24 protein-coding genes are annotated in these 24,894 nt (G+C 51.0%); 23 read left to right on the top strand and 1 reads right to left on the bottom strand.

Features of this window, described 5'->3' with window-relative positions; all coding sequences use genetic code 11:
- The first annotated feature begins 138 nt into the window (after positions 1-138).
- From recO to PPRO_RS14185, 23 genes are all read left to right on the top strand, one after another.
- Positions 139-879 (top strand): DNA repair protein RecO, encoded by a 741-nt coding sequence (gene recO / locus PPRO_RS14295; RefSeq protein ID WP_011736716.1) that lies wholly within the window; start codon positions 139-141, stop codon positions 877-879.
- A 17-nt stretch (positions 880-896) separates the two neighbouring features.
- Positions 897-1,223, top strand: a complete 327-nt coding sequence (locus PPRO_RS14290; protein WP_011736715.1) for an RNA recognition motif domain-containing protein — start codon at positions 897-899, stop codon at positions 1,221-1,223.
- Positions 1,224-1,675: 452 nt separating this feature from the next.
- Positions 1,676-2,365 (top strand): polysaccharide biosynthesis/export family protein, encoded by a 690-nt coding sequence (locus PPRO_RS14285; protein ID WP_011736714.1) that lies wholly within the window; start codon positions 1,676-1,678, stop codon positions 2,363-2,365.
- A 20-nt stretch (positions 2,366-2,385) separates the two neighbouring features.
- On the top strand, positions 2,386-3,849 hold the full coding sequence (locus PPRO_RS14280) for a GumC family protein (RefSeq protein WP_011736713.1): 1,464 nt from the start codon (positions 2,386-2,388) through the stop codon (positions 3,847-3,849).
- 6 nt (positions 3,850-3,855) lie between these two features.
- Complete coding sequence (locus PPRO_RS14275; protein WP_011736712.1) at positions 3,856-5,124, top strand: AAA family ATPase; 1,269 nt, start codon at positions 3,856-3,858, stop codon at positions 5,122-5,124.
- A 38-nt stretch (positions 5,125-5,162) separates the two neighbouring features.
- Positions 5,163-5,936: a tyrosine-protein kinase family protein gene (locus tag PPRO_RS14270; RefSeq protein ID WP_011736711.1), complete on the top strand. Its 774-nt coding sequence runs from the start codon at positions 5,163-5,165 to the stop codon at positions 5,934-5,936.
- A 36-nt stretch (positions 5,937-5,972) separates the two neighbouring features.
- Positions 5,973-7,130, top strand: coding sequence for a sugar transferase (locus PPRO_RS20625; RefSeq protein WP_011736710.1), 1,158 nt, complete (start codon positions 5,973-5,975; stop codon positions 7,128-7,130).
- A 44-nt stretch (positions 7,131-7,174) separates the two neighbouring features.
- Positions 7,175-8,188, top strand: coding sequence for a Gfo/Idh/MocA family protein (locus PPRO_RS14260; protein ID WP_011736709.1), 1,014 nt, complete (start codon positions 7,175-7,177; stop codon positions 8,186-8,188).
- Between the two features lie 34 nt (positions 8,189-8,222).
- On the top strand, positions 8,223-8,702 hold the full coding sequence (locus PPRO_RS14255) for an acyltransferase (protein ID WP_011736708.1): 480 nt from the start codon (positions 8,223-8,225) through the stop codon (positions 8,700-8,702).
- Positions 8,703-8,783: 81 nt separating this feature from the next.
- Entirely contained in the window at positions 8,784-9,899 is a 1,116-nt protein-coding gene (locus tag PPRO_RS14250) for a DegT/DnrJ/EryC1/StrS family aminotransferase (protein WP_011736707.1), read from the top strand.
- Between the two features lie 16 nt (positions 9,900-9,915).
- Complete coding sequence (locus tag PPRO_RS14245) at positions 9,916-11,058, top strand: lipid II:glycine glycyltransferase FemX (RefSeq protein WP_011736706.1); 1,143 nt, start codon at positions 9,916-9,918, stop codon at positions 11,056-11,058.
- An 84-nt stretch (positions 11,059-11,142) separates the two neighbouring features.
- A complete protein-coding gene (locus PPRO_RS14240; RefSeq protein ID WP_041532350.1) occupies positions 11,143-11,859 on the top strand; it encodes an SDR family NAD(P)-dependent oxidoreductase in 717 nt (238 codons plus the stop codon).
- Positions 11,860-11,903: 44 nt separating this feature from the next.
- Positions 11,904-13,940, top strand: a complete 2,037-nt coding sequence (gene asnB, locus PPRO_RS14235; RefSeq protein ID WP_011736704.1) for an asparagine synthase (glutamine-hydrolyzing) — start codon at positions 11,904-11,906, stop codon at positions 13,938-13,940.
- A gap of 48 nt (positions 13,941-13,988) precedes the next feature.
- Positions 13,989-15,551 carry a class I adenylate-forming enzyme family protein gene (locus PPRO_RS14230; RefSeq protein WP_011736703.1) on the top strand — a complete coding sequence of 521 codons (1,563 nt, stop codon included), beginning with the start codon at positions 13,989-13,991 and terminating at the stop codon, positions 15,549-15,551.
- 70 nt (positions 15,552-15,621) lie between these two features.
- Positions 15,622-16,140, top strand: a complete 519-nt coding sequence (locus PPRO_RS14225) for an acyltransferase (protein WP_011736702.1) — start codon at positions 15,622-15,624, stop codon at positions 16,138-16,140.
- Positions 16,141-16,204: 64 nt separating this feature from the next.
- On the top strand, positions 16,205-17,203 hold the full coding sequence (nadE, locus tag PPRO_RS14220; RefSeq protein WP_011736701.1) for an NAD(+) synthase: 999 nt from the start codon (positions 16,205-16,207) through the stop codon (positions 17,201-17,203).
- 35 nt (positions 17,204-17,238) lie between these two features.
- Complete coding sequence (locus PPRO_RS14215; protein ID WP_011736700.1) at positions 17,239-17,535, top strand: acyl carrier protein; 297 nt, start codon at positions 17,239-17,241, stop codon at positions 17,533-17,535.
- A complete protein-coding gene (locus PPRO_RS14210; RefSeq protein ID WP_011736699.1) occupies positions 17,532-18,476 on the top strand; it encodes a polysaccharide deacetylase family protein in 945 nt (314 codons plus the stop codon). The genes PPRO_RS14215 and PPRO_RS14210 overlap by 4 nt, the downstream gene beginning before the upstream one ends.
- Entirely contained in the window at positions 18,473-19,585 is a 1,113-nt protein-coding gene (locus tag PPRO_RS14205) for a lipid II:glycine glycyltransferase FemX (RefSeq protein ID WP_011736698.1), read from the top strand. Before PPRO_RS14210 ends, PPRO_RS14205 begins: the two co-directional genes overlap by 4 nt.
- 52 nt (positions 19,586-19,637) lie before the next feature.
- Positions 19,638-20,204, top strand: a complete 567-nt coding sequence (locus PPRO_RS14200) for a hypothetical protein (RefSeq protein WP_011736697.1) — start codon at positions 19,638-19,640, stop codon at positions 20,202-20,204.
- Positions 20,205-20,293: 89 nt separating this feature from the next.
- Positions 20,294-21,337 carry a DUF354 domain-containing protein gene (locus tag PPRO_RS14195; RefSeq protein WP_041532349.1) on the top strand — a complete coding sequence of 348 codons (1,044 nt, stop codon included), beginning with the start codon at positions 20,294-20,296 and terminating at the stop codon, positions 21,335-21,337.
- Positions 21,338-21,406: 69 nt separating this feature from the next.
- Positions 21,407-22,870: a lipopolysaccharide biosynthesis protein gene (locus PPRO_RS14190; protein WP_198138284.1), complete on the top strand. Its 1,464-nt coding sequence runs from the start codon at positions 21,407-21,409 to the stop codon at positions 22,868-22,870.
- Positions 22,871-23,029: 159 nt separating this feature from the next.
- The gene (locus PPRO_RS14185; RefSeq protein WP_011735473.1) at positions 23,030-24,403 is read left to right on the top strand and encodes an IS4-like element ISPepr1 family transposase; all 1,374 of its coding nucleotides are present in this window, start codon (positions 23,030-23,032) and stop codon (positions 24,401-24,403) included.
- A gap of 61 nt (positions 24,404-24,464) precedes the next feature.
- Here PPRO_RS14185 and PPRO_RS14180 read toward each other — a convergent pair whose 3' ends face one another.
- A complete protein-coding gene (locus PPRO_RS14180) occupies positions 24,465-24,650 on the bottom strand; it encodes a hypothetical protein (protein WP_041532347.1) in 186 nt (61 codons plus the stop codon).
- Positions 24,651-24,894 lie beyond the last annotated feature (244 nt).

Below are 24,894 nucleotides of genomic sequence, written 5' to 3'. Positions count from 1 at the left end.
GCGTTGCCGTCACCGCACTCTTTTCAGCCGGCATAGGCCGGCTCCACGACGCATCACGAATGGTGCTGGCCAGCGAATAATAGTGGACGGCCGCCCCGGACCCCGCTAGACTGGTGGCCATTCAACACAAGGGGAGTCATGCATCCGGAAAAACTCCAGGCATACGTCCTGTCAACCCTCGATTACGGCGACAGCGACCGGATCGTAGCGCTCTTCACCCTTGAGCATGGACGGATCAAGGCCTTTGCCCGGCGGGCCAGGAACAGCCGCAGGCGTTTCGGCGCCGCTCTTGAGATCTTCGCCCGTATCGAGGCACATGTGGAAATCAAGCAGGGGGGGCTTTCCGGGCTGCGTCAGGCGGAGATCGACTGCATCTACCCCGGCATCCGCGGCGATCTGGGACGGATTGCCTATGCCCTGTACGCCTGCGAACTGGTGGATGCCATGACCCCCGAAGGTCATCCGCTGCCGCGCCTGTTCCGTCTGCTGGCGGCATACCTGGACAGGCTGGAGGCGTATCCCGCCAGCGAGCAAGAACGCCGTTTCTTCGAGATCAACCTGCTCAACATCCTGGGCTACCGCCCATCCCTGGAAGCGTGCAGCCGTTGTGGAACGCCCTTTGACGACCGGGGCGCCTTGCTGCTGGATGACGGAGAACTGGTCTGCCGCGCCTGCACCGGCCATGGCAGGGATATGACGCAGGTGACACTGGGGCGGATGCTGGCCTGCCTCAAGACCGGAACATTCGGACTGATCCACTTTCCGGACGAGGCGCAGGCCCAGACAGGCAGTGCATTGGACCGAGCCCTGGCCTTCCATGCCGGCCACCGCCTGAAGAGCCTGGAGTTTCTGCGCCAGATAAGCAACGAGAACCAATGAACGAGAAAAGGAAACCGATGAAAAAAGAACTGTATGTGGGAAGCATTTCAGCCAGGGCAACGGAGGAGGATATCAGGCACCTGTTCTCCATCTCCGGCACCGTCACCTCCATCCACCTGATTAGAGATGCGCAGACAGGAGAATTCAAGGGATGCGGCTATGTCAGAATGGCAACTCCCGAGCAGACCAAGGATGCGGTTGAAACCCTGGATGGCGCACTCCTGATCGACAAGGTGCTGACAGTCAGCATAGCCCGACCGCAGCCCCCCCAGAAGAAGAAGCAATTCGGAGGCGGCCGCCGCGGGCCGGGGCAGGAGCGGCGCCCCCGGGGCGGGAAGAAGTAGTCCCGGTCTCCGGCAGTCTCTTGCACGCAAGCAGAAACGGTCCATTAAATCAGGGCCTCTCAGGTCGCCCCTTTTGCTTTCCTGGTGCGCCTGGCGGCCCTGCGGTTCGCAAACGACAACACATCCTCCCCTCTTCGACGATTCCCCTCCCGACGTGCCGCCCGGCACACATGCTCCCTGCCATTGATCACATAAAGCAACCATTGGATTTCGTTCAGGTTCCGTACACTGGCAGCCTTCCCCCGGATTGATTATCGGGAGGGAACCAGTTGAAACATGCCCCTTTTTACCGCTACGGCAAATCGACAAGTAGAAAAGACCGGCTATACTTGGTCTCAAGCACTTGCCACCACTAACTGAGCACATGGACAGCCAACAACCACGGAAACGAGCGTACACTGCCAATAGAATAGTTTTCTGAAGACTCACTAAACAGAAATAGGGAGGCTAATATGAAAGCACTATGCGTTTTGCAGTATATCCTGATTGCCCTGATGTTGACGGCATGCGCGACAACAGTGAACAACCCGGTCCCTGTCCAGAGTTCAATTCAAGTATCCGACTCCAGTGCACAGGAGTACCGGATCAGAGCCGGCGACCTTCTTGATGTCAAATTCTTCTACAACTCCGAGCTGAATGAGCAGGTCACCGTCCGTCCCGATGGCCGCATCTCTCTCCAGTTGGCCAACGACCTCATGGCCGGCGGCCTGACCCCCGCGGAACTCACCGAACAACTGAAAAAAAAATACGCATCCGAAATCGACAATCCAGAGATAACCGTCATCGTGCGCTCATTCTCGTACCAGAGGATTTTTGTTGACGGAGAGGTCTTCAGGGCAGGCCTCATTCCGCTGGTCGGCCAAATGACCGTTTTACAGTCAATCACACAGGCGGGGGGGAAAAAGGATACCGCCTATCTCAAGGGTGTGATTGTCATCCGGCGAACGCCTGGCGACAAACTGGTTACCATGCAACTCAACCTGGAAGACGCACTGGACAACACCGACATGACTCAGGACATCGCCCTGCTGCCCAACGACATCGTCTTTGTCCCCAAGAGTACCATCGCCAACGTCAACGTGTGGGTTGATCAGTATATCCGCAGAAACATTCCCGTCTCCATGGGATTAAGCCCGTTTTAGCTAAACAGAGGGGGTCAGTCATGAAAAGTCCGGCAAAGAGCCCTGCACGAGAAGCAAATGGCTTGAGAGAATTCCTGACCATAGTGTTCAAGCGTAAAAAACTGATTCTGGGCGTTTTTCTTGCCGTTATCGTTACGGCAACCGCCACGTCCTTCCTGCTGACCCCTGTCTTTGAGGCGAAATCGAGCCTGCTCGTCAAACTCGGTAGGGAATACCTTAACCGGCCCGAGGTAGGCAGTAATGCGCCGGTCATGTCGCTGAACCAGGAAGAGGTGACCAATTCCGAGATCCAGATACTGAAGAACAGGGATCTGATTGAGAAGGTAATCAGCACCCTGAAGCTGGAAAATGTTTACCCGGAATTGCTAAACAGTTCATCTGCCCGGGTGAAACCTCTGGATGTGGCCATAGAACGTTTTGAAAAAGATCTTACGGTTGAAGGGATGAGAAAATCCAACGTCATCCAGGTCTCTTTCCAGCACAGGGATCCGCAGACAGCCGCCAGGGCGGTCAACCTGTTGGTGGAACTGTTCAAGGAAAAACATCTACAGGTCTTCAGCGACCCGAAATCCTCATTCCTGGAGACGCAACTCCTAGCATATGACCAGAAATTGAGGGAATCGGAAAGCAAACTTCAGAATTTCAAACAGAAGGCCGGCGTCTTTTCCCTTGAAGAGCAGAGAACGCTGCTGCTCACGCAGCGCAACGCGCTGGACACGGCCCTGAAGAGCACCCGGCACATCATATCCGAACAACACAAACGGATCGCGAGCCAGAAAGAGCAGTTATCCAGAATTGCCGCCAGTCCGGCACGCTATACCAGTACCGAACGGGACAGGATAATCGTCGAGGCAAAGTCCAAACTGCTCACCCTGCAACTCAGCGAGCAGGAACTGCTGAAGAAGTATACCGAGAACAACCGTCTGGTCGTCAATGCCCGCAGGGAAATACAGATGGTCAAGGACTTCCTGAGAGAGCAGGAATCCGATATCAACACCAAGGCTAAAACGGGCAACCAGGTCTATCAGAGCACCGAAATAGAACTGGTCAGGGCTGAAACGGAATTGAATGCCCAGAAGGGGAAGGCGCAGGTTCTGAACCAGCAGTTGGCCGAACTTGACCGTGAAATCCGCTCCCTCGACTACTCTGAAAAGAATATGCAGCAACTAAAGCGTGACATGCAGCTTAATGAAAAAAATTACCAGACCTACCTTGAAAAGGCAGAGGAGGCACGGATTACCGTCGACATGAATCGCCTCAAGCTGGCCAATATCAGCGTCATTCAGAGTGCCATGGTGCCAGCTGAACCGATAAAACCGAAAAAGCTGCTGAATATTATACTTGGTATCGTCGCCGGGGTGATGTCGGGGCTCGGACTTGCGTTTCTGGCAGAATCGGCATCGCATACCTTCACTACTCCCGAGCAGGTCGAGCACCGCATCGGTCTGCCCGTGCTCACGACTATAGCCCAGCACGAGGGATGATCGCTCATGTACCTCACCTTCTTCCATCTGAAAAGAGAGCCCTTCAACATCACGCCTGACCCGGCCCTGCTCTTTCTCAGCCACAGCCATAGAGAAGCGCTTGCTGCGGTCATTTCCGGCGTGAACCGGAGAAAGGGGTTTGTTGCGATTACCGGCGAGGTCGGAGTGGGGAAGACCACCGTTATCAGAGCGTTCCTGGAAAAGGTCGATAAGCAGAACATCAGGGCGATCTATGTTTTTGACTCAAACATCACCTTCAAATCCCTGTTGAGAACGATTTACCAGAACCTCGGCAAGACATCCCTGTCTGAAGATGTTTCCGACATGGTCAGCCAACTGCATATGATCCTTATCGAGGAGTACAGAGCCGGGCGCAATGTCGTGCTCATCATCGACGAAGCCCAGAACATGCCGGTGGAGACCCTGGAAAACCTCCGCATGCTCTCCAACCTGGAAACGTCCACGGACAAACTCATCCAGATCGTCCTGTGCGGACAGCCGGAATTCGAGCAGAAACTCAACATGCATGCGCTGCGCCAGCTCAATCAGCGGATCGCCATCAGGGTGAAGATCCTCCCCTTTTCCGCGCAGGAGAGCCTGGATTACATCAACCACCGCTTATCCCGCTCCCTGATTGACGATACCCAGCTATTCTCGTCCGGAGCTCTTGCTAGAATCGCCAAAAAGGCGGCAGGTATTCCCAGGGTTATCAACATCCTGTGCGACAACTGCCTGGTTACCGCCTACGGAAAACAGCAGAAAAAGGTCAGCTCACGGGTGGCACGAGAAATCATCGAAGAGCAGACCGGCAAGAGACACAGTTGGTGGAGGGTAGCTGCTGCCGGCATGACAGGAATCCTTGTTTCGGCCTGTTTTTTGTGGATCTACGTACACCACGGAGACTCCCGGCCGGTAGCGGTCCAGCCCATGCCGGTCCCCGGTCAGGTCAACCGGAATGCGACGGGGAACAGGGAACAGGCAGGTCCGCCGTCCCCGGAAAAACAAGCCGTTGTGGAGACTCAAACGGATGAGGGGGATCAACCGGTCTCGAGCGCACCTACGCCATCATACAAGGGGAGCAGACAGGAAAGCAGGAGCAACTACACCGTCAGGGTCGCCAGAAGAGGCGATACGCTGGCGAAGCTCGTTTCGCAAACCTACGGTTCCGTTGACAGGGGGCTCTTGAGTCAGGTCAAACAGCACAACCCTAGCATCACCGACATCGATAAAATTCTGGAAGGTGAAAAGATTTATTTTCCCGCACGGGGAAAATAGCCTCACGGTGGAGACGTGCCCAGACAAGGAGAGCAGTCATGAGCAATATCTATGAGGCGCTGGAACAGGCGCAGAGAGAAAAAAGTGGAGCGGAAGTACCCCACGTCATATCCATTCCGGAAGAGGTTCATCCAAAGGAACAGATGTTACGCGAAGGGGAGCGAAGCAGGAATGCCACAGCCTCGTCAATGGACACGGAGATGTTCTGTCTCTACCAGAATATCGAGTACCTGCTGCCCGACACGCCCGAAAAGACCATTCTTTTCATGGGGTTCCAGGGAGGAGAGGGCGTATCCACCATAGTCCGTGATTTCGCCAAGATGGCTGCCGCCAGGCTCGACAAGCGGGTGCTCATCATGGATGCGGCCCACCACAACCCGTCCCAGCACCTCTATTTCAACCTCAAGGGGAAGGCTGGCTGGAAAGACATCATGGGAACGGGGGAATCGGTTGACAAAGCCTGCCACCAGTCCGGCAGCTGCAACCTCTTTCTCGCCCCCATTTCACCCCAGCACAGCAAAGTTCCCCATGTGTACGATCACCCCGCGGCAACCGGCTTCTTGAAGGAATTGAAGAACAAATACGACTTCATTCTGATCGATTCTGCTCCGGCGATAACGTCCCCCGACAGCATAGCCATCTCCCGCTTCACCCATGGCGTTATCCTCGTCATGGAGGCGGAGCGCACACGTTGGCAGGTCGTCGAGAACGTCAAGGATAAGATCGTCAGGAACGGGGGAAATATCATCGGCGTGATTTTCAACAAGAGAAAGTATTACATCCCGGATTCGATCTACAATCGACTGTTCTGAGAGGGGCAATTCGCGTTACCGGTAGAGGGAATAGCCATGGCAAAGATCTTTACTACAAAAAACGGATTCACCATGGTTAACGGAGCCACAGCCTGCTGCGTGGAAAACGTGCTCGAAGAGGAAAGCTTCAGGCATGTTCTCTACCGAGAGAGAAAGCGTGTCGAACGATCGGGAGAGTCGATGCTGCTCCTGCTGCTCGATTTGAGCCGTATTGAGGAAGGTGTTGACAGAAACGAGGTGCTTGCACTGCTGTCCGGTCCATTGCCAGTCTCCATAAGGGATACAGATGCCTGCGGATGGCTCCAGACCGGCGAACTTCTGGGAATAGTCTTCACTGAAATACACCACGACGCTCTTGAGCAGGCTCGCCTGACCGTCGAGCACAAGGTCAGGGAGTCTCTGCTCGAAAAGCTATCTCCGCCACTGTACAAAAGAATTGGTCTGTCGATTCTGGCTTTTCCCGAAAAACCGGGTGAGAAAGAAAACGTTGAACAGAGAATTAGCTTCAACCCGTTCTTTTATCCGGAGGTTTTTCAAAAAGACATGAGCAGTCGGATCGAGGAAGGCGCAAAACGGGCCATGGATCTGGTGGGCAGTTCCCTGGCGCTGGTGCTGTTTTCGCCCCTGCTCGTGATCATGGCGGTGCTGGTAAAAACAACCTCTCACGGGCCCGTTCTCTACAGGCAGACACGCTTGGGACAGTTCGGAAAACCGTTTACTTTCCTGAAATTTCGCTCCATGCATATCAACAGAGATGATTCGATTCATCGAGAATTCATCAAAGGCTTTATCTCGAACTGCATGGTGCGCGAACCAGACCCGGAAACCGGCGAAGTGGTTTTCAAAATCAGACATGATCCAAGACTGACACCAATAGGGAGTTTCCTGAGGAGATCGAGTGTCGATGAACTGCCCCAGTTCTTCAATGTCCTGAGGGGCGAGATGTCCCTGGTGGGGCCACGCCCGCCGATCCCCTACGAGGTTGCGGAGTACGACATTTGGCATCTCAACCGGATACTGGCCAGAAAACCGGGAATAACGGGATTATGGCAGATAAGCAAAAGAAGCCTTGCAACCTTTGACGCCATGGTACGACTCGACCTGCAGTACATCCGGACATGGTCGCTCTGGCTGGACATCAAAATCCTTCTTGCAACCCCCAGGGCGGTGTTGCGAGGCAAGGGCGCATATTGAGAGATACCGGATAGGGGTACAATACCGAAAAGAGGTGAGAATCCATGCTGAATCTAGGCGTAATCGGATACGGCTACTGGGGCCCCAAAATCGTCAGAAACTTCAGTTGCGCGCAGGGGGCATCGGTTGTGTCGGTCTGCGACCTGGACCAGAATGCACTGTCACAGGTAAAAAAAAGCTTCGAAAACGTACATGTCACGCAGGACATGAATGAAATCATCACGTCACCAAAGATTGACGCGGTGGCCATCGTCACTCCCGTTTCGACTCATTTCAACATCGCGAAAATGGCGCTGCAAAACGGTAAACATGTTTTCATGGAAAAGCCGTTCACGGCCAGCACCGCAGAGGCGATGGAACTGATCGAACTGGCCGAAAAGAAAAAACTCGTCATCATGGTGGACCACACCTTCCTTTTTTGCGGAGCGGTTAAAAAGATCAAACAGCTCATCGATGAGGACATACTTGGAGAGCTGTACTACTTTGACTCCATCAGAATCAACCTCGGCCTGTTCCAGAAAGATGTCAACGTGGTCTGGGACCTGGCGCCCCTTGACTTTTCAATCATGCACCACCTTATCGGCCAGGAACCGGTCGCCGTTGCCGCAACCGGCATGTCACATTTTGACAACTGCATCGAAAACGTCGCTTACATCACCGTTTATTTCCCTGGTAACCTCATCGGCCATATCAACATCAACTGGCTGTCACCGGTCAAGATACGCACAACCTTGATCGGAGGCCACAAGAAGATGCTTGTCTGGAATGACCTCGTGGCGGACGAGAAAATCAGGGTCTACGACCGGGGAGTGGTGAACGGAAACGGACTGAGCAAGGAGAAAATGAACAATTTCTTGATGCACTATCGAATGGGCGATATGTGGGCACCGCGATTCGAGCAGGTGGAGGCGCTCAAGAACGAAGCCGAGTATTTTGTTGAATGCATTGACGGCAACAAGACACCGATCAACGACGGGATTGCCGGCATGAGGGTTGTCAAGATGCTTGAGGCATCAGTCAGGTCGCTGAAAAATGGGGGAGTCGTCACCTACCTGTAACACACGTGGCCGCATTCGAGAGAGGAATACTACTATGGGCGAGTATGTATGCATATCTGACGATGTAAGGCTGGGTAAAAACGTCTCACTGTCCAAATTCATTAATCTGTACGGCTGCGAGATTGGGGACAACACAAAAGTCGGTGCTTTCGTAGAGATTCAGAAGAACGCCAGGATCGGCAGCAACTGCAAAATCTCCAGCCATACGTTCATCTGCGACGGGGTAGTTATTGAGGATAACGTCTTTGTCGGCCACAACGTAACATTCATAAACGACCTTCTTCCAAGAGCGACAACGGATGGGGGGACTTTGCAGACCGAGGCGGATTGGGTCTGTGAAAAAACCATCATCAAACGCGGGGCTTCCATCGGTTCCAGCGCGACGCTTTTGTGCGGCATCACGGTGGGTGAAAATGCAATCGTCGGAGCCGGAAGCGTAGTGACAAGAGACGTCCCGCCCAATACGATCGTTGCGGGAAATCCGGCGCGGATCAAGAGATGCATAGCGCCATAGGAACGTCGCCGTAAAAGACCGACACAGCAGGCCATGAGCAGCTTGTCGACCTTCATGAGTCAGGGAGCGAAGGAGAGCAAGATGGTGAATGTACCCTTTATCGATCTCCATGCCCAGTATGAGTCAATTCGGGGTGAAATCACGGATGCAGTGCAAGAGGTGCTGGATAGCAGCGCCTTTGTCGGCGGGCCTTTTGTCGAAAAATTCGAGGAGTCCTTTGCTCGATTCTGCGGCACTGCCCATGCGGTGGCAGTCAGCAGCGGCACATCGGCGCTCTGGATGACCCTCATCTGTCTCGGTATTGGCCCGGGTGACGAGGTCATAACCGTGCCCAACACCTTCATAGCCACTGCCGAGGCAATCAGTTTGTGCGGCGCACGCCCGGTTTTTGTGGATGTGGAGCAAGACTCCTGCACGCTTGACCCTGGATTGCTCCAGGCGGCCGTCACGCCGAACACGAAGGCGATCATTCCCGTGCACCTCTTTGGTCAACCCGCGAATATGGATCCGATCATGGCGTTCGCCGCGGAGCGCAACCTCTTCGTCATCGAGGATGCCTGCCAGGCCCACGGAGCCCGGTACAGGGACAGACCCGTGGGTTCCATGGGCGACGCCGCCTGTTTCAGCTTTTATCCGGGCAAGAACCTTGGCGCCTACGGAGAGGCGGGCGCGGTTACGACCAACAATGCGGAACTGGCCGGCAACATACGCAGGATGCGCGATCACGGCCAGTCACGCAAATACTATCACGGCATGATCGGCTGGAATGGCCGCATGGATGGCATCCAGGGCGCGGTCCTCAGCGTGAAGCTTGAGTATCTTGCGTCGTGGAATGAAAAACGCCGCAAGAATGCCGCGCTGTACAACGATTTCCTCCATGTCCATGAGGGGGTCATACTGCCGGTGGAGATGGAGTATGCACGGCATATCTATCACATCTACGCCATTCGCGTGCAGAACAGGGACCGCGTCTTGGCCAGACTGAATGAAAAGGGGATCAACTGCGGCATTCACTATCCGCTGCCGATACATCTGCAGGATGCCTATCGTTCTTTCGGTCTTGCGAAAGGGACGTTCCCGGTTACTGAACAAGTCGCTGATCAGTTGCTTTCATTGCCCATGTACCCTGAACTTACCCATGAGCAGATTGAGTATGTTGCTCGAGAGACGAAGAATGTGACCATGGCCAGTCGATGATGTCAAGAGGTGTAGTATGCACTCCCTGCTTGCGGAAGGACAGGTTACGTACGCGCAGGTGACAGGCCCGCGTATTGCGCAAGCCGGGCATAGCATTGACTCCTCGTGCGCTGCTCCCGGCTGCGCCTCCGTACGCATGGTTGACCCGCTGCAGTACCCCGCGTGGAATGAGCTGGTATGCTCCCTGCCAGACCATTCCATTTTTCACTCCGCCAACTGGGCAATGGTGCTGAACAAATCATACGGCTACCGTCCCCGGTACTTTGCACTGTTTGATGGGGATAAACTGCTCGGTCTCATACCGATGATGGAAATCGTAAGCCTCCTCACTGGCCGCAGGGGAGTCTCTCTTCCCTTCACGGATTACTGCGAGCCGCTGGCGGCCCCGGGCGTATCCTCGAAGGACGTGTATAACGCGCTCATCGAGTACGGCAAACGTGCCCGCTGGCGCTACATCGAATTCAGGGGACAGGGATGCGTGAGCCGTGACGCTCCTTGTTTTGCTCGGTATTACAGACACGTCCTGCCTCTTGCTCCGAATCTGGACAAGTTTGCCGTGGGTTTTCGGGACAGCACCACCAGAAACATCCACAAGGCCCTGAAAGCCGGGGTAACGGTGAAACTCTGTGACACCTTCGCGGCACTGGAAGAGTTCCGCCGTTTGAATGGCTTGACGCGCAAGACCCATGGCCTGCCACCACAACCCCCCGTTTTCTTCAAAAACATTTTTGACTGTATTATTTCCCAAGGGCTTGGAAAGGTCGTGCTTGCATCGCACCAGGGTGAGGTGATTGCCGGAGCGGTCTTTTTTCATCTGGGTGATCAAGTCCTGTACAAATATGGCGCTTCCAACCGACGCTACCAGAACCTGAGGGCCAGTAATCTTGTCATCTGGGAGGCAATCAGGTGGTATGCAGAAAAAGGGTTCCGCTCCCTCTGCCTTGGCAGGACTGATTTCGAAAACACGGGACTAAGGCAGTTCAAGAACGGCTGGGGCGGACAGGAACACATCATTTTCTATTACCGCATCAACCCGACAAAAGAGCGCTTCCTTGCGGAAAACCAGTCATCAACGCAACGATCCTACTGGCTATTTCGAAAGCTGCCGGTGAGACTCTCTGAACTTGTCGGAAAGATTCTGTACAGGCATGTGGGCTGACTCCTGGCAGTTCACCCACACCATGGCTGATGACTCCCATGGCAGGCGACAACGCGATCTCCCGTGAAAGTGCAGGCATAACTCATGAAAAAGGCGATAATAATTGGCGCGTCTTCCGGTATCGGCAAGGAATTGGCGAAAATTCTGTCGGGGAGAGGCTACATTCTCGGGTTGACTGCCAGGCGTATCGCATTATTGGCAGAGGTTCAAAATGAATTGCCGGAGAGATCGTATATTAAAAGGCTTGATATTGCAGAGCCGGTTGAGGCGATGCAATTGCTGACAGGGCTTATAGAAGAGATGCAAGGTACTGACATAGTAGTCGTCTGTTCGGCAGTGTGCTTTTACAATCCTGAGATCAACTGGCAAAGCGAATACGATACCGTCACAACCAATGTTGCTGGTGTTACTGCTATGCTGAATGTTGCATTCAACTACTTCAGACAGCATGGCGGTGGCCATATAGTGGGAATATCTTCCTTCAAGGCATTGAGAGGCGGCAGCAAATCGCCTGCCTATAACGCATCAAAGGCTTTTTTGTCAAATTACCTGGAAGGACTCAGGTTTAATGCCCAAAAAAACCAGCTAAACATATCCGTTACCGACATAAGACCAGGACTGGTTAACACATCAATGTCGTTGAATAAAAACAGTCTGTTTGTAGTTTCGGTGGAAACTGCCGCTATGCAGATGTGTAAAGCGATCGAGAGCAAGAAACGGGTTGCCTATATACCGATGCGATATTGGCTTATAGCCTTCCTGATGCAAAAAATGCCATTCGGCCTGTATCGAAGATTGTAGGCAAACTCGCCACGGACACCGCAGATGTTCCGAGGAGACAGTATATGTGCGGTATAGCAGGGATTTTCCATTTCGAGGGGGAAACCTCGCCAACACTGGAACAGGTCTCGACGATGATCTCTCCTCTGGCGCACCGAGGACCGGATGAAGCCGGCGTGTATCTTGACGGTCGCATAGCCCTCGGCAATGTGAGACTCAGCATTATCGGCATTGATGGCGGCACGCAACCGATCAGCAACGAAAACGGAACCCTCTGGATAGTCTACAACGGCGAAACATTCAACTATATCGAACTGAAAGAGGAGTTGCTGAAGAAGGGGCATCGTTTCACAACGGAAACCGATACGGAAGTACTGCTCCATCTCTACGAAGAATACGGAACGGAGTGTCTGCAAAAGATTAACGGCCAGTTTTCCTTTGCCATCTGGGACTCCCGTAAAAGGGAGCTCTTTCTGGCCAGGGACAGGGTTGGCATCCGGCCGCTTTACTACACGTTCTCAGATGGGAGACTTTATTTTGCATCGGAGATCAAGGCGATTCTTGCGGCAGGCGGCGCACGCGAACTTGACGGGGAAGCACTCTCGCAAGTTTTTATTTTCTGGTCGACTCTGCCGGGAAGAACCGTGTTCAAGGGTGTCCGGGAACTCCCCCCGGGACACTGTATGCTGGTTAAGAACGGTTCAGCTACGCCCGAAGCGTACTGGCGCATTCCCCATTATGCCCACAACGACATGCAAAGTCTGTCTTTGGACGATGCAATAGAGGAACTTCGGGCGCTGCTTACCGATGCGGTTAAAATTCGACTGCGAGCCGATGTTCCGGTTGGAGCATACCTGAGCGGCGGGTTGGATTCCTCCATCATTGCCATGCTTGTTTCCAGAAATTTCAACACCAGCCTGACAACATTTTCCATGGGCTTTCAGGAAGATCCCTTTGATGAAACCCCTTTCCAGGATGAACTGATCCGTTTTATCGGTGTTGATCACCGCAGGGTACTGATTGACAATGAGCAGATTCTTGGCTGTCTGCAGAAAACCATCTGGCACTGTGAAACGCCGATTCTGCGTACGGCTCCGGTGCCGTTGTTCATTCTTTCAAGTCTTGTAAACACCGAAGGATTCAAGGTCGTTTTATGCGGAGAAGGAGCGGACGAACTCTTTGGCGGATACAATATTTTCAAGGAAGCCAAAATACGCAGCTTTTGGGGAAAACAGCCTGAATCGGCGTGGCGTCCGCTGCTCCTGCAACGACTCTATCCCTATATCTTCAGCAATCCTTCACGCTTCAGACACTACCTGCAAAGCTTCTTTGCCGTCAAAGCGGAACAGTCGAAAGACCCCTTTTTCTCGCACATGCTGCGCTGGAAAAGCAGTGAAAAGAATCTGACCATTTTCTCCGATGACTACATCGCCGCGCTGGGTGCTTATGACCCCTTTGAAGAACTGGCCAGCCGGTTGCCACACAGTTTTTTTGACCGCGATCTCCTGTCGCGCGCCCAGGTCCTTGAAATGGAGCTTTTCCTCTCCAACTACCTCCTCTCCAGCCAGGGAGACAGGGTTGCCATGGCCCATTCAGTCGAGGCGCGCCACCCCTTTCTGGACGTCAGGTTAATCGATTTTTCCTTGAGGCTCCCCGGAAAGTGGAAGCTGAGAGGGCTGAACGAAAAGTACATTCTCAAGCGGGCATTTCAGGGACAGATTCCGGAGCGAATAACGAGGCGGGCCAAACAGCCGTATCGAGCTCCAATACGGGAACTGTTTTCCCCGCACGCGGCACAGAGCAACGAATATGTCGATTCTCTGCTTTCAACGGCATATCTGAAAAAGAGCGGTTATTTCAATGTGAACAGGGTAAGCAGTCTCTTTGCGCGATACCGTGGCGCCAGTGAAGGGTTAACGACCGAATTTCAGAATATGGCCCTGATCGGCGTGCTTTCCACCCAGATACTCCATCAGCAGTTTGTCGAGGGGGCTTCTTTGTTGAAAGCAGGGCTCCTCAGACCGGACAGGATAATCGATGCAACCGGGGGGTACCCCACATATTGTGAACAACAGGGGGCTGAGCCGGGAAAGGTAAACTGAATTCAGCTTCTCAGAAAAGCGTGCAAGTAGAATACAGAGGAGAATTCCATGAATAGCGAGGCACGATCACTGGTCCATGATTTCCTGGAAAACAGCGCGGAACTACGACCCGACAAAACGGCTGTAGTTCATGGAGAAGTGCGCGCAACGTACGCCCAGATCAACTCAATGACCAACGAACTGGCATCATGGCTGCTGAGTCAGGGAGTCTCCGCCGGTGACAGGATCGTCATCCTGTTCAAGAACAGCATCGAGTACATTGTCAGCTACTACGGGGTGCTGAAGGCCAGAGGGACAGCGGTGCCCCTGAACTGTGACGTCAAGCAGGACAGCCTGGACGCTATTCTGCGGGAAATCCGCCCCAAGGCGATCCTCGCCACCGGGAAACTTGAGAGAATCCTTCAGGAAACATCTTCCCAGTCACGGAAAAACAGCCTCATGCTGATCAGCCAGCCAGCGTTGTCCTGGCGTTCGGATGCATGCACTGTTGTTGCCTGGGAGGATGTCGTGTGTGGAAGAACGATCGACAACCCTCGGTTGCCCATAAGCGAATCTGAGCTAGCCAGCATAATATACACCTCCGGCTCAACGGGAAAACCTAAGGGGGTCATGCTGTCACACAGAAACATCACCTCCAACACCCACTCCATCATTCAGTATCTGCACCTCCATGAGGACGATATCCAAATGGTGGTCCTTCCCTTCTTTTATGTCATGGGTACCTCGTTGCTCAACACACATATGGCCGTTGCCGGTACGGTTGTCATCAACAACAGGTTTGCGTTTCCGGCGTGCGTTATCGAGCAGATGGCGACGGAGCACGTTACCGGCTTTTCCGGGGTTCCATCTACGTACGCCTATCTTTTGCACAGATCACCATTGGCTCTCTTTCGGGACAGGCTCACTGCCCTCCGCTACTGCTCACAGGCCGGTGGCCATATGTCCCGGCAAACCAAGGAAAAACTGCTACAGGTGCTGCCACCCCACACGAAACTGTACGTCATGTACGGAGCTACGGAGGCTGCCGCCCGCCTGACCTATGTCGAACCGGACCACTTAACAAGCAAAATCGACTCAATCGGCAGACCCATTGGGGGTGTCACCATCAGAATTATGGATGAAAAAGGGAATGAACTTTCTCCTGGGGTCCCAGGAGAACTTGTTGCCCAGGGTCCCAATATCATGCTGGGATACTGGATGGACAGCAAGAGCACCTCCGAAGTCCTGGATGAAAACGGATACCATACCGGCGATATGGGATTCATGGACGAAGAGGGATACCTGTTTGTAACCGGACGCAAGAACGACCTCCTGAAAGTGGGGGGACACCGGATAAGCCTCCAGGAGATCGAAGATGCTCTCATGGCAACCGAACTGGTTATGGAAGCGGCCGTACTCGGAGTTGATGATCCGTTGTTGGGAGCAAAGCTCGTGGCAATCGCGGCTCCCATTGAAGGGAAAACGGATGGGAAAAACGTTCTGGCACGATGCCAGACAATACTCCCCAAACACAAGATTCCATCAGAAATCAGGTTGGTCAATGCGCTGCCCAAGAGCGCAAACGGCAAAATAAACCGTTCCGGCTGTCGAGAGCTGCTCAATTCCCCTTGATACCACCGGATACGTCACCTGTTTCGGGGAAATGAACGCATGTGAGGCTGTATTTTAATGGAGAATTAAAATGATGGCACTTCAGAAGCGATTGCTCGGCAAGCTTGCCATGATTGCTCCAGGCGGGTATTCGCTGCGTCCCTGGCTGCACAGAAAGCGGGGTGTTCAGATCGGTTCCAACGTCTGGATAAGCCAGTATGTGTATATAGATGAGCTCCATCCCGAAAATGTAATTATTAAGGATAATGTCATAATAGGCCTCAGGTGTACCATATTTTCTCATTTTTATCTGGGAGGATACAGGTCTGCGGAAAAATCAGGAAAAGTGGTTATAGAGAAGAATGTGTACATCGGTCCCGGCTGTATCATTTTAAATGACGTGACGATCGGGGAAGGAGCAGTGGTAACTGCCGGAAGCGTCGTAACCAAAAATGTGCCTCCCGGAATCCTGTATGGGCACTCGCCCTGTGCTCCTTTGGCACAGATAACACATCCACTGATACATGACGGCAATGTGGATTACCGGCATTTTCTGTTTGGTCTGAGAAAGTACAACGATGAATCCGGGCCGCATAGGCCGAAATTGTGATTGATGCGGGTTTAAAAGCCATTGTTAGTGCAGTTCCCCAAACACGGAACGGAGAGGAGGACCGATGAATGGAACGGTGCACCATTTGCGTGAGGCATTGCGCCTGAACCCGGACAATGAAGCGTCGAGGATCAGTCGCGAAATTCGTGAGATGATGCTGGGCCAGATAAAAAGGCGCGGCCTGGTCGTTGGGCTCTCCGGCGGAATCGACAGCAGCGTCACAGCGGCGCTTGCCGTGAAGGCCCTGGGGCAGGACAGGGTTCTGGGGTTACTGATGCCTGAGCGAAATTCGTCCGGAGATTCCTTGCATCTTGGCAAGATGGTGGCTGGCTATCTCGGCATAGAGACAGTTACGGAAGAGATTACCAACATACTTGAGGTAGTTGGGTTCTATCAAAAGTACGATTCAGCTGTTTGCCGGGTAATACCCGAATACGGCAGGGGGTGGAAATCCAAAATAGTAATATCAAACGCTCTGAAGCAACATTCCTATGCATCATTTTATATTGTTGCCCAGCCCAAAGAAGGGGCGGTTATCAAGAAACGCCTGTCCCTTGAGCCTTATCTGGAAATTGTCGCCGCGACAAACTTTAAACAACGCATACGAAAAATGCTGGAGTACTACCATGCCGATCGTCTGAACTACGCCGTTGCGGGCACACCGAACCGTCTGGAGTATGATCAGGGATTTTTTGTAAAACTTGGTGACGGAGCTGCTGACATAAAACCGATTGCGCACCTGTACAAGTCACAGGTTTACCAGCTTGCAGAATACTTCGGCATACCGGAAGAGATCAGGCAGCGGAAACCGACCACGGATACCTATTCTCTGGAGCAGGGGCAGGATGAATTCTTTTTTACGCTCCCCTATGATCAGATGGATCTCTGTCTATTTGGCAAGAACAATTCCGTTCCAGCCGGGGACATTGCCAACGCACTCGGCATGCCAGAGCAACACATTGAAATTATTTATAAAGATATCGACACAAAACGCGCCACCACGCGTTACCTCCATCTTTCAGCGCTAGTGATGGAAAATGGTATACTTTCATACACAGCTTGACTACCTGATACGACCTGCAGGGAGGCGACAGTCCAATGCGCGAAAGCGAAAAAATCAGAGCATTCATAATCGATAATTTTCTTTTTGGGGAAGACCGTGGCTTGACGAATGACAGCTCTTTTCTCGAAGAGGGATTTATCGATTCAACGGGGGTAATGCAGTTGGTATCGTTCCTCGAAGATGAGTTTTCCATCAGGGTCAACGATGAAGAACTCACTCCGGAGAATCTGGACTCCATAACCAGGGTAACAGATTTTGTTGAGCGGAAACTGTTTCCTGGCAGTCCATTTTCTTCAGATTCAGGCAGGTATGGCGAAAGGGGCTCGGGATGAACCAGAGACTCGTGAACTCATACTATCAGATAAAGCCATATATTCCGAGATCACTGCAGATCATGATCAGAAGTCGGGTAACTCTGTTGAAAAAGTGGGTATACAGAAATACGTGGCCCATTGACAGAGATGCAGCAAGAACTCCCGCAACCTGGAGCGGGTGGCCTGAAGAGAGTCACTTTGCCTTGGTGCTGACCCACGATGTAGATACCGTGACAGGCCAGGATAAATGCGGAGAACTTGCCGAAATCGAAAAGTGCTTGGGGTTTCGTTCGTCATTCAACTTTGTCATAACAAACAAGGTATCGCACGAACTGCGCAATCTGCTGGAAAAAGACGGCTTTGAGGTAGGAATACACGGTCTTTGGCATGACAGGAGCTTGTATAAATCAAGGGGGGATTTCGATTATCAGGCAGGAATAATCAACACATATCTCAAAAAGTGGGGGTCTGTTGGATTTCGCTCTCCATCCATGCACCACAACTTGGAATGGCTTCATGGACTGGATATAGCATATGACGCCTCTACATTTGACACAGACCCTTTTGAACCTCAACCGGATGGTGTGCGAACGATCTTTCCGTTTTGGGTTTCGGCACACCATAGCGATAACAACAAGGGGTATGTGGAGTTGCCCTATACGCTTCCTCAGGATTTTACTCTTTTTGTGCTCTTCAAGGAAAAATCGATAGATATCTGGAAGAGAAAACTGGACTGGATATTCGAGCATGGTGGCATGGCACTCGTGAACACCCACCCTGATTACATGGATTTTACAAACAAGGCGAAGAATTGCAGCAGCTATTCCGTAGACTACTACATAGAGTTTCTGGAATACGTCAAAACTCGCTACGGAAATTGCTGTTGGCATGTATTACCGCGGGATCTTGCCAGTTTCTGGACTGAAAAATCCCATAAAGAGAGGCGTGAACGGCAATGAGCGCGAACTCCGTTGCGGCAAAACAGAATGAGAAGAAGGTGGCTGCAAGGGGAGTTTTTCTCCTTGACCCGCTCACTGACCCAAGGTGGGACAGTTTTGTAGAAAAGCACCCCTTTGGAAAGATCTCTCACACATCCAGCTGGAAAAGAGTGCTTGAGGACAGTTTTGCAAACATGAAAGGCTACTATCTGGCGCTTGAGGATCAGAGCGGAACAGCCCTGAAGGCCGCTCTGCCTCTGTTCGAGAGAAAAGGCAAGCTGTCAGGACATCGTCTGGTCAGCATCCCCCACGCGACACTGTGTGATCCGCTTGTTTCATCCGGCGAAGACCTGTCTGCTCTCATCGATGCGGCAGTTAGCCTGCAACAGCAAAAGAGGATCACATCGATTGAAGTACGAAGCCTTGATGCGTTTCCATTGCTGGATGACAAGCGGATCAGCCGTCACAAATTTTTAAAAAATCATTACATTGATTTGGATAAAAGCCAGGAGGAACTGTTCCGCTCCTTCCATCGCACCTGTGTCAGACAAAGGATTTCACGGGCTGAAAACAGTGATCTACGACTCGTTGTCGGTCAGGACGAAATGGACCTTAATCTTTTTTTCCAGCTGTTCGTCAAAACCAGAAAACGTCTCGGCTTCCCTCCGCAGCCATACCGTTTCTTCATCTCACTCTGGCAAGAATTCGGTGCAACCGGAAAAATGTCGGTGCTGCTTGCCAAGCGACAACAGCACATCCTGTCCGGTCTGATTCTGTTCAAATACCGGGACCGGGTCTCCGCCGAATTTCTTGCCTGGGATGCCGGCTGCCGCGACGTAAGTCCCAATCATTTTCTTTTCTGGGAAGGAATCAAGGCAGCTCATAGAGAGGGCTACTCTATTTTTGATTTTGGTGCGACATCACCAAACAACACCACTCTTATGGAGTTCAAAAAACATTGGGGGACCAAGATCATCGACATAACCCATTGTTATTGCCCCCATCAAGAAAGCGATGACTACGAATCAAAGGAGCTTTCCGTTCAGTACAAACTCACCAAGAAGATATGCCCCTACATACCTGACAGCGTGCTCATTCATCTTGGCTCTTTTTTTTACAACTACCTGTGAGCAGTATCCGAGCTGAACTAAAATACCCCACTGTTTCTCGCCGGAGTTTACCATGCTGAAGACACATCGTAATTCCACAAACGTCAAACAGGATACCGAGTTTCCTCGGAGCGCACACAATCAGTATCCTTGCCAGATTTTTTCTCTGCCCGATATTGTAGAGAAACTGAGCTTATTTGAAATCATCTGGCAGACCCGGCAAAGAGTTAAACGAATTCTAAAGAGGCGTTATTACTTCCTCTGCAAGTTTCTCGCAGACTGGAAAAACAGCCTTTCCTCGGGAGCAAAAGAAGCTGCAGCCATTGCCCCCCCCCCCCTGCAGCCAGGTGATAGTGTGCGCGTCAAATCATGGCTGGAAATCAGGCAAACATTAAACAACTGGCACCAACTCAACGGTTGCTCTTTTATGGAGGAAATGTGGCCATACTGCGGTACCAGACAGAGAGTTCTGAAACGGGTGGAGAAATTCCTTGATGAGCGGGATTATCGTGTCAAAAAATGCAAAGGGATAGTCATTCTGGACGGAGTGATGTGCCAAGGGACCAAGGACTTTGGAGCCTGCGACCGCAGTTGTTTTTTCTTCTGGAGAGAAGAGTGGCTCGAAAAAATGAATGACTAATGCGGACAGCACTACTGAACAGATCCAACTCACCAGGGTCGTTCGATTTCGACGCCATTAGACCATTTCGACAACGAGGAACGAAGACCATGAGCGTAAATAGCAGAATACTGTGGGTCGATTTGGAGAACTCCCCCCATGTCCCGTTCTTCAAACCAATAATTGAAGAACTGGAAAAGCATGGGTACCGGGTTGTTATTACCGCCCGCGACTGTTTCCAAGTGTGCGGACTTGCTGACCTGTATGGCCTTCCTTACACACGAATCGGACGACACTACGGAAAGCACAAGGCGCTCAAGGTAGTGGGAGCCGTGATACGGGCTCTGCAAATGAGGAACACATTGGCTAGACCCCTCCCCTCCCTGGCAATTGCCCATGGATCCCGCTCCCAGCTACTCGCAGCAAAAATTCTTCATATACCCGCACTTCAACTCGCCGATTATGAGTTTTCCAACAAAATGCCATCTTTCTTAAGCTCAGATTGGATAATGGTTCCCGAGACTATTCCCGCGGGCTTGCACTGGCGGAATACCTCCCGCATAAGCACATATCCTGGAATAAAGGAAGATGTCTACGTTCCCACGTTCAAACCACAAACGGGTATACTGTCGGAATTGGGTATACTTGAAAAGGAAATCGTAGTCACCATCCGCCCCCCCGCAAGTGAGGCCCACTATCACAATCCTAAGAGTGACGATCTGTTTTATGCCACAGTCAACTGGCTCTCGGGCATCGACAATCTTCGTATGGTCGTATTACCCAGAAACAGCAGCCAGGCAGCACACATCGGTAAAACATGGCCAGCCTTGATTGGCGAAGCTAAAATGGTGATTCCGGACAGGGTGCTGGACGGCCTGAATCTTATCTGGCATTCGGATCTCGTCATCAGTGGTGGTGGCACGATGAACCGCGAGGCGGCAGCCTTGGGAGTACCAGTATATAGTATATTCAAAGGCGAAATTGGAGCTGTTGACAAGTATTTAGCGAGTACTGGCAGACTCACGCTCCTGGAAACAGCAGATGATATAACTAATAAAGTTCTTATTCAAAAATGGGAAAGGCCGAGTTCACCCGACCACAATCCCCGTCCAGCACTGAAAGTAATCGTTGACAAAATACTGGAGTTAGTTTGAAAGTAGTTTTTCCTTTTTGTTGTTTTTGTAATGCTATTATCTATCACTGTAATGTTTCAAACATATATTATGACCTTTCATGACAAGATAATAAAAGATTTAACTAGGTACGTTCCGCAAGTAATACTACCTGCGATATTGGCCTTCATTTCTGTGCCAATATACACTAAGTTGTTTGATCCATCTGCATATGGTAATCTATACATAGCTAAAGCCGCTTTAAACTTACTAGACCGTTGTAGCAATTGGATTGGCGCATCATTAACCCGCTATTATAACGAATACATAAAGACCCAGTCATTGAGTGAAATGCTGACAAGTATTATAAAGGCTAACGTATTACTTGCAGCTCTCACAACCATACCAATGCTTCTTTTGCTAAAGATGATGCAATTGGATAGCGAATTAAAGCGGCTTCTCCAGATTGGCATTGTGTTGTTTGCTTTTACACCAACGGGAAACGTATTGCGAAACACACTAAGGATGGAAAGAAGAATTAATCTACACACCATTTTTATAGTTTCTAGAAATGTTTTTTCCTTCATACTATCTTTGGTGCTAATTTATAAACTTAAGTTGGGAATTGAGTCTATTCTTTTGGGTGAGCTAATGGTTGTTGTTGCAATACTGCCTTTCTTATGGAATACAGCGCTTTCAAGCAACTTCAACATCTCCTCTAAATTAAATATCAATATAATAAGTCGATTTTTCAAATACGGTGCTCCACTTACAATAAGCATAGTTGGTTTATGGCTTCTTGATTTTTCAGACAGATATATTATTAAGTATTTACTCGGCAGTCATGCTGTTGGTGTATATTCTGCTTGTTACAATATAACTTGGAACTCTCTTTTTATGTTAGTGCATTTGTTTTATATGATGGAAGAGCCTTTGGCAATGAAAATATATGCCCAGGAAGGCGCAGATGCCTTAAAAGGGTTTATTGCATGCGAAGTGAGATTGTTTTTAATACTTATAGTACCTTGCATTTTTTTCTTATGCGTTTATTCTGATACTATATTCTCTTTTATGGTTTCAGCAAAGTACCAGAGTGGTGCATCATTAGTTCCCTATGTTTCATTGAGCGTACTTGTTGCCGGAATTATTTATAAATATAAATTAGGCATCATGGCAATGGAAAAGACAAGATCACTTATGTATATTGTTATTGCAGCAGGCATATTCAACGTCATTTTGAATATCATCCTCGTACCTTTTTATGGAATTATTGGAGCAGCTGCCGGCACGCTAGTAGCATACACAATCTACCTTTCAATGATTATTATTGCCACAAAGCGGATATTTCCGTGGCAATTTCCAATTATTTCATTAGTAAGAATAGCATTTTGCGGAATGATTCCTGCCACTTTATCATGGATCGCCTTAAGCAGGAGCGCTTTTTTACCATTGCACATACTGATTGCTATGCTATACCCACTTATATATATATATTTACTTATTGCAACGAACGAGACCAGCAAGTCTGATATCAAATCAACTTTATCCGTTCTTACCGCAAGCATGAGAGCTTGATGTCATTCAGAACATGGTTACACAATTCCTGTTAATTACTCAACTTTCGCAGTTGGTATAAATACGCAAAATATTGTAATTATTAATAGTATAGCGTCGTAATCTGGATTAAAATGGCTTTGTTCCCCAACAAATCCACCAACACAGAGAGACGACGCTATGCAGCAGATTGTAGCAGGAGTTGCCGCTGTAGAAAACCGGATTCATTCGTTCTTTCATAATCAGGGCCTCGGCCTGTTTCTTCGGCAAAGCAACATCAGGAAAGAAAAGGGTGTTTGCCTCGACACCTTATTCCAGTTCATGCTTGCTCTTGCCTTTACCGGCAAGAACCTTTTCCGGCTGATCGAGAGCGCAGATACTCCGGAAGGTATCGGCAAAGACACGGTATACCGGTTGCTGAACTCGATTACTGCCAACTGGCGCCGTTTTCTGCTTCTGCTCAGCGCGCGGGTCATTGTCCAGCGATTGCTTCCCCTGACTGATGAGACAACAACCAAAGTGCTGATCGCTGATGACACCCTGTACAGTCGCGACCGCAGCAAGTGTGTTGAACTCCTGGCTCGGGTGCATGACCACAATACCGGCCGTTTTATGCGCGGGTTCCGGATGCTCACCCTGGGGTGGTCCGATGGTAACAGCTTTGTCCCCATGGCGCTCTCGATGCTCAGTTCGGCGAAAGAAAAGAACCGTCTTGCTCCGATGCACGACGGAATCGACAAACGGACCAACGGCTACAAGCGCCGCCAGGAAAGCATGAGGAAATCCACCGATGTGCTGGTGGATATGGTTTCCTTAGTCATGACGGCAGGGACCAAGGCCCAGCCTCTGCTCCTCGACAGTTGGTTCGCCTTTCCTGCCACCATAAGACGGATAAAGGCTTTGGGTATGCACACCGTCTGCATGCTCAAGGACACGGGAAAGGTCACTTATGAGATGCAAGGATGGCCGCTTTCCCTGAAAGAGCTGTACAAATCCGTCCGCAAACGATGCGGTCGTGCCAAGGTGCTGGCCGAAGTACTGGTGACCATAGGCTCAGCCGATCAGGGCATTCCCGTGCCGGCAAAGATAGTGTTCGTCCGCGACCGGAATTCGAAGAGATGGCTGGCGCTTCTTTCCACCGACACGACCTTGACCGCCGAAGAGATTATCAAACTCTATCGGCGTCGCTGGGACATAGAGGTGTTTTTCAAAATGGCCAAGTCGTTTCTGAATCTGGCAAAGGAGTTCCAGAGCCGATCCTTCGACGCCCTGATTGCCCATGCCACACTGGTCTGCTGCCGCTACATCATGCTGGAGCTGGCAAAACGGGAGAATGCCGATCCCCGGACACTCGGAAGTCTGTTTCACGCTGTCTGCGACGAAATGCGGCAGATTGTCTATACAGAAGCATTGGCATTGTTGCTCAAGTTACTGGAAGAAACCTTGAACAGCGTTATCGGGTTGTGCAAAGAACAGGTGAAGCAACTGATTGAGCGATTTGTTGAGACACTACCAGCTATTTTCAGAGAGCGATTGTTACTTTTGACTCAGTAATGAGCATAAATACATGCTCTATCAAGCGGTTACGGGTAAATCATCAACTGCGAAAGTTGAGTTAACATTTAGCCCGAGTAAAGCCATATCCATAGTATGGATTTTTATTGCCCCCTTTGCGATAGTCAGCAAACTCCATGGTGGGGACGGCGTCAATCAGTGAACCATCCACCGCAATCAGCGTGCCGAGATCAGCATACTGACCGGGTACCAGGTTTTTCGCTTTTGCCTGCAGCCGCTCGTACATCTGAACCAGCTGTTCCAGAGATCTGTGTGTTCATAGCCTCGAATTGTTCTGCGCTTGACTCATTCGTGAGAGGCAGCATGGGCCTTGGCAAACTCATCCTACTCAAGGACCTGCAGAAGTTCCCGGCCTGATTCGTACTCCTGGAGATGAAGATAGATAAGGACCTTGAGATGGTGCTCAAATGTAAACGTCATCGGTTTATTCCCCTGTGCCTTTTGTGGTGGTATGGAGGGCAACTCATCAA

The sequence above is a fragment of the Pelobacter propionicus DSM 2379 genome (assembly GCF_000015045.1).
GTDB classification, from domain to species: Bacteria; Desulfobacterota; Desulfuromonadia; order Geobacterales; family Pseudopelobacteraceae; genus Pseudopelobacter; species Pseudopelobacter propionicus.
This window is presented reverse-complemented; position numbering and strand designations above follow the sequence as displayed.

What these genes read in the sequence shown, in the direction of transcription:
- PPRO_RS14250 (WP_011736707.1), top strand. Translation starts at nt 8,784, where the DNA reads ATGGTGAATGTACCCTTTATCGATCTCCATGCCCAGTATGAGTCAATT.
- asnB (WP_011736704.1), top strand. Translation starts at nt 11,904, where the DNA reads ATGTGCGGTATAGCAGGGATTTTCCATTTCGAGGGGGAAACCTCGCCA.
- PPRO_RS14200 (WP_011736697.1), top strand. Translation starts at nt 19,638, where the DNA reads ATGCTGAAGACACATCGTAATTCCACAAACGTCAAACAGGATACCGAG.
- PPRO_RS14195 (WP_041532349.1), top strand. Translation starts at nt 20,294, where the DNA reads ATGAGCGTAAATAGCAGAATACTGTGGGTCGATTTGGAGAACTCCCCC.
- PPRO_RS14185 (WP_011735473.1), top strand. Translation starts at nt 23,030, where the DNA reads ATGCAGCAGATTGTAGCAGGAGTTGCCGCTGTAGAAAACCGGATTCAT.
- PPRO_RS14285 (WP_011736714.1), top strand. Translation starts at nt 1,676, where the DNA reads ATGAAAGCACTATGCGTTTTGCAGTATATCCTGATTGCCCTGATGTTG.
- PPRO_RS20625 (WP_011736710.1), top strand. Translation starts at nt 5,973, where the DNA reads ATGGCAAAGATCTTTACTACAAAAAACGGATTCACCATGGTTAACGGA.
- PPRO_RS14230 (WP_011736703.1), top strand. Translation starts at nt 13,989, where the DNA reads ATGAATAGCGAGGCACGATCACTGGTCCATGATTTCCTGGAAAACAGC.
- PPRO_RS14225 (WP_011736702.1), top strand. Translation starts at nt 15,622, where the DNA reads ATGATGGCACTTCAGAAGCGATTGCTCGGCAAGCTTGCCATGATTGCT.
- PPRO_RS14280 (WP_011736713.1), top strand. Translation starts at nt 2,386, where the DNA reads ATGAAAAGTCCGGCAAAGAGCCCTGCACGAGAAGCAAATGGCTTGAGA.
- PPRO_RS14215 (WP_011736700.1), top strand. Translation starts at nt 17,239, where the DNA reads ATGCGCGAAAGCGAAAAAATCAGAGCATTCATAATCGATAATTTTCTT.
- PPRO_RS14205 (WP_011736698.1), top strand. Translation starts at nt 18,473, where the DNA reads ATGAGCGCGAACTCCGTTGCGGCAAAACAGAATGAGAAGAAGGTGGCT.
- PPRO_RS14240 (WP_041532350.1), top strand. Translation starts at nt 11,143, where the DNA reads ATGAAAAAGGCGATAATAATTGGCGCGTCTTCCGGTATCGGCAAGGAA.
- PPRO_RS14290 (WP_011736715.1), top strand. Translation starts at nt 897, where the DNA reads ATGAAAAAAGAACTGTATGTGGGAAGCATTTCAGCCAGGGCAACGGAG.
- PPRO_RS14260 (WP_011736709.1), top strand. Translation starts at nt 7,175, where the DNA reads ATGCTGAATCTAGGCGTAATCGGATACGGCTACTGGGGCCCCAAAATC.
- PPRO_RS14275 (WP_011736712.1), top strand. Translation starts at nt 3,856, where the DNA reads ATGTACCTCACCTTCTTCCATCTGAAAAGAGAGCCCTTCAACATCACG.
- PPRO_RS14190 (WP_198138284.1), top strand. Translation starts at nt 21,407, where the DNA reads ATGACCTTTCATGACAAGATAATAAAAGATTTAACTAGGTACGTTCCG.
- PPRO_RS14270 (WP_011736711.1), top strand. Translation starts at nt 5,163, where the DNA reads ATGAGCAATATCTATGAGGCGCTGGAACAGGCGCAGAGAGAAAAAAGT.
- PPRO_RS14255 (WP_011736708.1), top strand. Translation starts at nt 8,223, where the DNA reads ATGGGCGAGTATGTATGCATATCTGACGATGTAAGGCTGGGTAAAAAC.
- PPRO_RS14210 (WP_011736699.1), top strand. Translation starts at nt 17,532, where the DNA reads ATGAACCAGAGACTCGTGAACTCATACTATCAGATAAAGCCATATATT.
- PPRO_RS14180 (WP_041532347.1), bottom strand. Translation starts at nt 24,650, where the DNA reads ATGTACGAGCGGCTGCAGGCAAAAGCGAAAAACCTGGTACCCGGTCAG.
- PPRO_RS14245 (WP_011736706.1), top strand. Translation starts at nt 9,916, where the DNA reads ATGCACTCCCTGCTTGCGGAAGGACAGGTTACGTACGCGCAGGTGACA.
- nadE (WP_011736701.1), top strand. Translation starts at nt 16,205, where the DNA reads ATGAATGGAACGGTGCACCATTTGCGTGAGGCATTGCGCCTGAACCCG.
- recO (WP_011736716.1), top strand. Translation starts at nt 139, where the DNA reads ATGCATCCGGAAAAACTCCAGGCATACGTCCTGTCAACCCTCGATTAC.